General features: G+C 68.1%; 9 protein-coding genes and 1 pseudogene. 2 read left to right on the forward strand and 8 right to left on the reverse strand.

All coding sequences use genetic code 11. From position 1 onward, the window contains the following. Positions 1-7 precede the first annotated feature (7 nt). The 3 genes from B2742_RS02960 to rpmB form a co-directional block, all read right to left on the reverse strand. Positions 8-1,771, reverse strand: coding sequence for a M1 family metallopeptidase (locus B2742_RS02960; protein WP_292062777.1), 1,764 nt, complete (start codon positions 1,769-1,771; stop codon positions 8-10). Between the two features lie 78 nt (positions 1,772-1,849). Next, positions 1,850-2,188: an MmcQ/YjbR family DNA-binding protein gene (locus B2742_RS02965; protein ID WP_292062779.1), complete on the reverse strand. Its 339-nt coding sequence runs from the start codon at positions 2,186-2,188 to the stop codon at positions 1,850-1,852. Between the two features lie 82 nt (positions 2,189-2,270). Continuing rightward, positions 2,271-2,570 (reverse strand): 50S ribosomal protein L28, encoded by a 300-nt coding sequence (rpmB, locus tag B2742_RS02970; RefSeq protein WP_292062781.1) that lies wholly within the window; start codon positions 2,568-2,570, stop codon positions 2,271-2,273. 219 nt (positions 2,571-2,789) lie between these two features. On the opposite strand from rpmB, the gene B2742_RS02975 reads away from it, so the two are divergent. Then, on the forward strand, positions 2,790-3,260 hold the full coding sequence (locus B2742_RS02975) for a DUF3617 domain-containing protein (RefSeq protein ID WP_292062782.1): 471 nt from the start codon (positions 2,790-2,792) through the stop codon (positions 3,258-3,260). 3 nt (positions 3,261-3,263) lie between these two features. Here the strand turns inward: B2742_RS02975 and B2742_RS02980 are convergent, their stop codons facing one another. Beyond that, positions 3,264-3,632 (reverse strand): hypothetical protein, encoded by a 369-nt coding sequence (locus tag B2742_RS02980; RefSeq protein ID WP_292062784.1) that lies wholly within the window; start codon positions 3,630-3,632, stop codon positions 3,264-3,266. A 150-nt stretch (positions 3,633-3,782) separates the two neighbouring features. Here B2742_RS02980 and B2742_RS02985 point away from each other — a divergent pair, with 150 nt between their 5' ends. Beyond that, entirely contained in the window at positions 3,783-4,145 is a 363-nt protein-coding gene (locus B2742_RS02985) for a c-type cytochrome (RefSeq protein ID WP_292062786.1), read from the forward strand. Positions 4,146-4,203: 58 nt separating this feature from the next. Here B2742_RS02985 and B2742_RS02990 read toward each other — a convergent pair whose 3' ends face one another. From B2742_RS02990 to B2742_RS03005, 4 genes and pseudogenes are all read right to left on the reverse strand, one after another. After that, a complete protein-coding gene (locus B2742_RS02990) occupies positions 4,204-4,767 on the reverse strand; it encodes a CarD family transcriptional regulator (RefSeq protein ID WP_292062788.1) in 564 nt (187 codons plus the stop codon). 319 nt (positions 4,768-5,086) lie between these two features. Continuing rightward, positions 5,087-5,428: a ferredoxin FdxA gene (gene fdxA, locus B2742_RS02995; RefSeq protein ID WP_284221922.1), complete on the reverse strand. Its 342-nt coding sequence runs from the start codon at positions 5,426-5,428 to the stop codon at positions 5,087-5,089. A 70-nt stretch (positions 5,429-5,498) separates the two neighbouring features. After that, positions 5,499-5,783 carry an RNA-binding S4 domain-containing protein gene (locus B2742_RS03000; protein WP_292062790.1) on the reverse strand — a complete coding sequence of 95 codons (285 nt, stop codon included), beginning with the start codon at positions 5,781-5,783 and terminating at the stop codon, positions 5,499-5,501. Further along, a pseudogene (locus B2742_RS03005) lies at positions 5,780-6,515 on the reverse strand (phosphonate-binding protein); the annotation flags it as partial. The pseudogene B2742_RS03005 and the gene B2742_RS03000, both read right to left, overlap by 4 nt.

Below are 6,515 nucleotides of genomic sequence, written 5' to 3' on the forward strand. Positions count from 1 at the left end.
GGCCTCCCTAGTGGCCGCCGCCCGAACCGTTCTCCGCCGCCCGCCGCTCGCGCTGAGCCCGCTGATAGGCCCGCAGGCGATCGACCTCGTCGAGCTGGCGCAGCACCTTGTTCTCCGGATCGACGATCACGATCGCGCCGCGGGGGGTGTCGATGGAGCCACGGCCGTCGCGCATCTCGACCGTCCGGACCGTGCCGTTGACCTCGACCTCGACCGGCATGGGGAAGACGCCGGCGGGCGTCGACCAGGCCAGGTTCAGCCGGTCGCCGTCCCGGGTCTGGGTCAGCACGGGCAGGGACGCCTCATAGAGATAGGCGTTGAAGAACCAGTCGTAGTTCCGGCCGGTCACCTGATTGACGATCCGGTTGTACTCCGGCGTTGACCGGATCTGCGGGACGAAATTGCCGGGCGCGGGGTCCGGGCGGCCATAGACCAGGATGCGCAGGGCCTCGAAGAAGTCCTCGTCACCGATCGTCATCCGCATCGTGTGAGCGATCAGCGAGCCCTTGGAATAGATGTCGCCGCCCGGGCCGGTCGGCCGGTTGTAGACATCGTCGACGGTCTTGGGCGTCCGCGAGACCACCGGCGCCCGGTTCATCAGCCCGTCGCGCTGGTTGGCGAGTTCGCGGTGCATGTAGCGCTCGCCGCGCAGCCAGCGGGCGTAGAGGGGCTGCATATAGCTGCCCAACCCCTCGTGCAGCCACATGTCGTCGGCGTTCCAGTTGGTCAGCTGGTTGGCGAACCACTCGTGCGAGAACTCATGCTGCAGCAGGTCGTCATAGCCGCGCTCGTCGATTTCGTACCCGTTGCCGTAGGCGTTGATGGTCTGGTGTTCCATGCCCAGGTGCGGGGTCTCCACCACGCCCATCTTCTCATAACCGAACGGGTACGGCCCGACGGTGGATTCGAAGAAGTCCAGGATCAGGGGGAATTCCGCGAACAGGGCCGCGACGTCCTCCGGCTTGTCCGACTTCAGGTGCCAGAAATGCATCGGGATCACATTGCCGAAGCGGCTCTGGTACTGGCCGGAGACCTCCTCATAGGGGCCGATGTTCAGGTTGACCGCATAGATGTTCGGATTGCGGATCGACCAGTTCCAGGTCGAGGTCCCGTCGCCATTGTCGACCTTGCCCTGGAAGGTCCCGTTGGCCGGGGCCGACAGGTTGGACGGCACGGTGATGTGGATGTCGACCTGCCCCGGCTCCGCATTGGAGTTGTCGATACAGGGGAAGATCAGATCACAGCCTTCCAGCTGCACCGCCGTCGCGATCCACGGCTCGCCCGTGGGCGCCGTCGACCAGACGAAGCCGCCGTCCCAGGGCGCGCGGCGCGCCGTCCGGGGCTGACCGCCGTAGGCGATCCGCAGCGAGGTCCGTTCGCCGGCCGCCAGCGGGCGGGGCAGCTGGATGGTCATCCGGCCTTCCGGATTGCTCCAGCGATCGGCCGGGATCGTCTGGCCGTCGACCTGGACCTCGGAAACATCGAACAGGGCGTCGAGCTCGACGACCAGGCTGTCGATCGGGGCCAGGACGGTGAAGTCCAGCACACCCACGCCGCGGATGGCCTTCTCGGCCGGCAGGACCGTGATCGAGACATCGGCCTTGTCGAACCGGACCGCTTCCTGCTCCGGCGTGCGCGGCTGGTCGGTCTCCAGCGTGAAGGCGGACGATTCCGGGCCGCCCTCGGCATTGCGGTCCTGGGCCATGGCCGCGCCGGACAGCAGCGCCAGCGCGCAGGTCATCGTCAAGGTACGTCCGAAAGTCTTCAGCATGGCCTGGCCCCGTTTCCCGTTTATGGGCCGGAACCCTAGGCGATCGGCATGGCCCGACAAATGAACATCCCGTAATCTTCAGTCGGGCAGGCCCCGCGCCTTGCGCTGGGCCTTCGTCGCCCGCCGCGCCCAGGCCTTGTCGATCTGCTCGCGCAGGCGGTCGTCCTCTGCGGCCTCGTAGCGCACCAGGACAGCGGGCCAGCCCTCGAAATGCGGCGTCTTGAAATAGGTCTGCGGCTCGGTCTCCATCAGCAGGTCGATATCGCCATGGTCCAGCGACAGGGAGACGGCGTCCGGCAGGCGGGTGTCGTTGATCAGCAGCTTGCCCCGCAGCCGCACGCAGCGGACGCCGTGCAGCGTCGACTCCTCCACTTCCGGTAGGGACAGGGCGTAGGCGTACATCTCGTCGCGGGTCATCGCGGCAGTGTGCCGAGCCTGTGCGCAAACAAAAAGGGCCGGCGTTTCCGCCGGCCCCTTCAAATCCTGACGCTGTCGCCAATCAGGCGGCGGCGGCCTGTTCGGCGATCTTGGCCTTGACCTGGCGCTTGATGCGCTGGGCGGCCAGCGACAGCTGCTCGTCCTTGGCCTTGACGATGAACGGGTCAAGCCCGCCCTTGAAGTCGAGGGTGCGCAGGGCGGCGTTCGAGATCCGCAGGCTGAAGGTCTGGCCCAGGGCTTCCGAGGCGACCTTGACCGTCTTCAGCGACGGCAGGAAGCGGCGCTTGGTCTTGACGTTCGAGTGGCTCACGCTGTGGCCGACCATGGGGCCGATACCGGTGAGTTCGCAGCGACGCGACATCTGACTATCCTTGGGCAGGAGCGGGCCGCGAAACCGTGCGGGCGCATGAAACAGAGGCGCGCGAGGATGGGGTCCCCGCGCGAGAGGGGGCCGTATAGTGGAAGTCACCGCGCCCCGTCAAGGCTTGAGGCGGGTTACGGCCCGTTCAGCCGCCGTTCAATTCCGGCCATATATCGCATCTACTGATGTGGCGAAGCTCCGCCGTCGAGGGTCCGTTCCATGAAGTCGTCCGCCCTGATCCGTCTCGTTCCCGTTCTCACCGGGGCCGTCCTGCTGTCCGCGCCCGCGACCGCGCCGTACGCAGGCCCGGCCGCCCCGGCCCAGTCGGCGCCGCCGCCCGTGCTGGCGGGCTACTGGGAATATACGACCCGGGCTCTGGGCCAGGGCGACACCGAGACCAAATGCGTCCGCCCCAGCGAGATCAACCGCTTCTTCGGCGGCCTGTCGACGCGCCGCTGGCAGTGCACCTATCCGGTGCGCCAGGTCGGCGACGGCAATGCCCGCTTCGAGGGCGTCTGCGAGGACCGCAAGGGACGGCGGGTCAACGTCCGGCTGACCGGAACCTATCAGCCGGAAAGCTTCACCTTCCGCGGCGGGGCCCAGCTGGCGCGAGGCACACCCTATATTCCCGCCAGCATCACCGCGCGGCGACTCGCCGCCCAGTGCCCGGCCGGGGCCGAGTATTTCTAGACCTCAGACCTCGACCACCCGGGCCACGACATAGGTGTGCTGCTCGCCCGAGGGCAGCGACAGGCTGACATATTCGCCGACGACGAACCGCTCCTCGCCGAAGCGGAAACCGGTCGCGTCGTCGGCGACGCCTTCTTCCATGTCGAGAATCCAGCGGCCGCCGGGGCCCTGACGCAGCTGGCCCTTGCCGACCGTCGCATCCTGCGAGAAGCGGCGGACATGTCCGCGCTCCGGCGCGTCGCGCAGGGCGTCTCCATCCAGCCGCCCTTCGGCGTCCAGCGGGGCGACGATGTCATAGCCTTCGTTCGGCGCGCCCGCAGGATGGCCGGCCTCCCTGGCAAGCTCGAGGCGGATGTGGTGGAACTGGGTCATGGCGTGGCTTCCGTTGAACAGGCTTCCTGTTCCGACAGGTGCCGGAACGGGCGTGGACCCGCTTTGTTATGGAACAACGCCCGGAGCGCATTTGTGGTCCAGGCAGGGGCGGGTCGTCCTCGTGGCGACGTCGCCCGGAGGGTCAAGACAATGACAGGCCGACTGATCGCCGCTCTCGCGGCTCTGACACTCGGCGGCTGCGCCGGCGAAGCCGTCCGCCAGACCGGCACCGATCCCGTCATCATGGGTTCCGCCGATCGCGGGGCGATGCTCGTGCAGACGAAATGCGCCGGATGTCACGCCGTCGAGCGATCCGGCGACAGCCCCATGTCCGCCGCCCCGCCGTTCCGGACCATGGGGGTCCAGTACCCCGTACGCGATCTTCAGGAGGCCTTCGCCGAGGGCCTGGTCACCGCCCACCCCGCCATGCCCGCCTTTGAGCTGGAGTCGACCGAGATCGCCGACCTGATCGCCTATCTGGAAAGCGTCTCCGGGACCGGCCCGGGCGGCTGAATGGCAGAAGGCCCGGGATCGCTCCCGGGCCTTCCGTTTCGTTCGGCGATGCGCAGGATCAGGCCGCTTCGGCCTCGGCCTCGGCTTCTTCCGCGGCCTCGGCGGCGGCGATGACGGCCTTCTTGGCGCTCAGCGACTTGGACAGCAGCTGGACGGCCGCGTCCTTGTCGATGCGGTTGGCGGCGGCGACTTCGCGGGCCATGCGGTCCAGCGCCGATTCATAGAGCTGGCGCTCCGAATAGGACTGTTCCGGCTGGCTGTCGGCGCGGTGCAGGTCGCGGACCACCTCGGCGATCGAGATCAGGTCGCCCGAGTTGATCTTGGCTTCATATTCCTGGGCGCGACGCGACCACATGGTGCGCTTGATGCGGGCGCGGCCCTTGAGGGTCGTCAGCGCCTTGGTCACGACGTCGTCGGCGGCCAGCGAGCGCAGGCCCGCCGTCTTGGCCTTCTTGGTCGGGACGCGCAGGGTCATCTTCTCGTGGTCGAAGGTGACCACGTAAACTTCCAGCGACATGCCGGCGACTTCCTGGACCTCAACCGCCGCGACCTTGCCGACGCCGTGCGCCGGATAGACGACCGCGTCGCCAACCTTGAATTCCAGAACGCTCTTGGTGGTCATGTCATTCCTTTCCCGGCGCAGGGGAGGCGAGACGAAAACACTGAAGACACCCGTGCGCTCTCCGAAGACGGGTTCCCGTCGGCGGTGCTGCAAATTCAGACGTCAGCTGTGGAAACGGATCACCAAACCTCTGGCCGACCCCGCCTTCGTGGGCGGAGTTCTGTCGCAAACGCGGGCGGCGCGAGAAAATCGCTTACCGCCCGACCCAATGACAGGAACCTATCACAAAATTGCGGAATTTCAAAACGTCCACAGCGTCAGCGCGCATGGGACTGGAAATCCCCACCGAGCCGGGGCAGCCCCCTTGGGGCGGGGGGGCTCAGGAACCCTTGCCGGGCTTCTCGGAGAAGTATTTCTCGAACTTGCCCGTCTCGCGCTCGAATTTCTCGGCGTCGGCGGGGGGCGTGCCCTTGACCGTGATGTTGGGCCAGACCTTGGCGTAGTCGGCGTTGACCATCAGCCATTTGCCGTCGGGCTCGTCCTCGGTGTCGGGCTTGATAGCGTCGACCGGGCATTCCGGCTCGCAGACGCCGCAGTCGATGCATTCGTCCGGTGCGATAACGAGGAAATTCTCGCCCTCATAGAAGCAGTCGACCGGGCAGACCTCGACGCAGTCCATGAACTTACATTTCACACAGGCGTCGGTGACGATGTAGGTCATGGGGCGGTCTGGGGCGCTTTCGGAGGGCGGGAGGAACGGGCAGCGCACATGACCCCGCCAAGGGTCGCTGTCAACCGAGGGGTTGCCGCAGGGTGTAGAGCGCCCGCGCCTCTTCCGCCGGACCGCGTCGTTCGCCGAATGCCTCGACCGTCAGCTCCATCAACCGGCCGCCGAGGGCGAACACCAGCGTATCGCCGACGTGAACCGCGCGGCTGGCCTTGTCGAGCCGGGCCTGGAGGCCGTTGTGGGTCAGCCGCACCACGCCGCGCTCGACCATGGCGGCGGCCAGCGCCCGGGTTTTCGCGAACCGCGCCCGCCACAGCCAGACGTCGATGCGGCAGCCCGTTTCGCTCATGCGGGCGCGCGGCTCCGGCGGGGGCGTTTGCGTTTCGCGCGGGCCGGTGAAGGCGGCGCGGTCAGGGCTGAGAGGGCGGCGAACGGCGAGTCCTTCACGGCTTTCGGGCGGTCGTCCCGATCCGGTTTCTGCGCGCGTGAGGCTTTGAGCGCCGCGGTCAGGGCCTTGGCCTCCTCCAGCGAAACACCCAGCGCCGCCAGATCGGCCTCGTTCAGCAACCCCTTGCCGGCCGCCTGCCGCTCGGCCAGCGCCTCCAGCATCTCCACCCCGGCCGCGACCCTGCCGACGGCGCGCAGACCGAACGCCGATAGCAGACGCGGCGAGGGCGGCGTTTCGGGCAGGGCCGTCAGGGCCGCTGCGCCCGGACGGAACGGTTCTCCGGCGACAAAGGCCTGGGCCAGCGCCCGGGCCCGCGCCTTCAGCAGGCCGGGAAGCCAGACCGAATGGGTCCCCATCCGCACGGCGAACGTCCTCAGCGTCCGCCGCTCGACCTGGCTCAGCGCCGCGAGGTCACGCTCGACCGCACGCCGGTCGATCACCCCGCCGGCCTCGATCAGGCGGAAGGCGATGCCGCGCGGCAAGCCCTTCAGCGCCCCGCTCTCGACCGCCCCCTTCAGCCGCGCCAGCGGTTTCAGCGCCCGTCCGGCCTCGCCGGCCAGCCAGGCCTCCAGCCGCCGCTGCGCCCGCTCGCGCGCCGCCGTCGGCCCCAGTTCGCCCAGCAGCCGCACCCGC

Source organism: Brevundimonas sp. UBA7664 (assembly GCF_002483305.1).
In the GTDB taxonomy this organism is placed as follows: Bacteria; Pseudomonadota; Alphaproteobacteria; order Caulobacterales; family Caulobacteraceae; genus Brevundimonas.

Coding starts and splice junctions, on each gene's coding strand:
- B2742_RS02965 (WP_292062779.1), bottom strand. CDS start 2,188: ATGACCCGCGACGAGATGTACGCCTACGCCCTGTCCCTACCGGAAGTG.
- B2742_RS03000 (WP_292062790.1), bottom strand. CDS start 5,783: ATGAGCGAAACGGGCTGCCGCATCGACGTCTGGCTGTGGCGGGCGCGG.
- B2742_RS02980 (WP_292062784.1), bottom strand. CDS start 3,632: ATGACCCAGTTCCACCACATCCGCCTCGAGCTTGCCAGGGAGGCCGGC.
- rpmB (WP_292062781.1), bottom strand. CDS start 2,570: ATGTCGCGTCGCTGCGAACTCACCGGTATCGGCCCCATGGTCGGCCAC.
- fdxA (WP_284221922.1), bottom strand. CDS start 5,428: ATGACCTACATCGTCACCGACGCCTGTGTGAAATGTAAGTTCATGGAC.
- B2742_RS02975 (WP_292062782.1), top strand. CDS start 2,790: ATGAAGTCGTCCGCCCTGATCCGTCTCGTTCCCGTTCTCACCGGGGCC.
- B2742_RS02960 (WP_292062777.1), bottom strand. CDS start 1,771: ATGCTGAAGACTTTCGGACGTACCTTGACGATGACCTGCGCGCTGGCG.
- B2742_RS02990 (WP_292062788.1), bottom strand. CDS start 4,767: ATGACCACCAAGAGCGTTCTGGAATTCAAGGTTGGCGACGCGGTCGTC.
- B2742_RS02985 (WP_292062786.1), top strand. CDS start 3,783: ATGACAGGCCGACTGATCGCCGCTCTCGCGGCTCTGACACTCGGCGGC.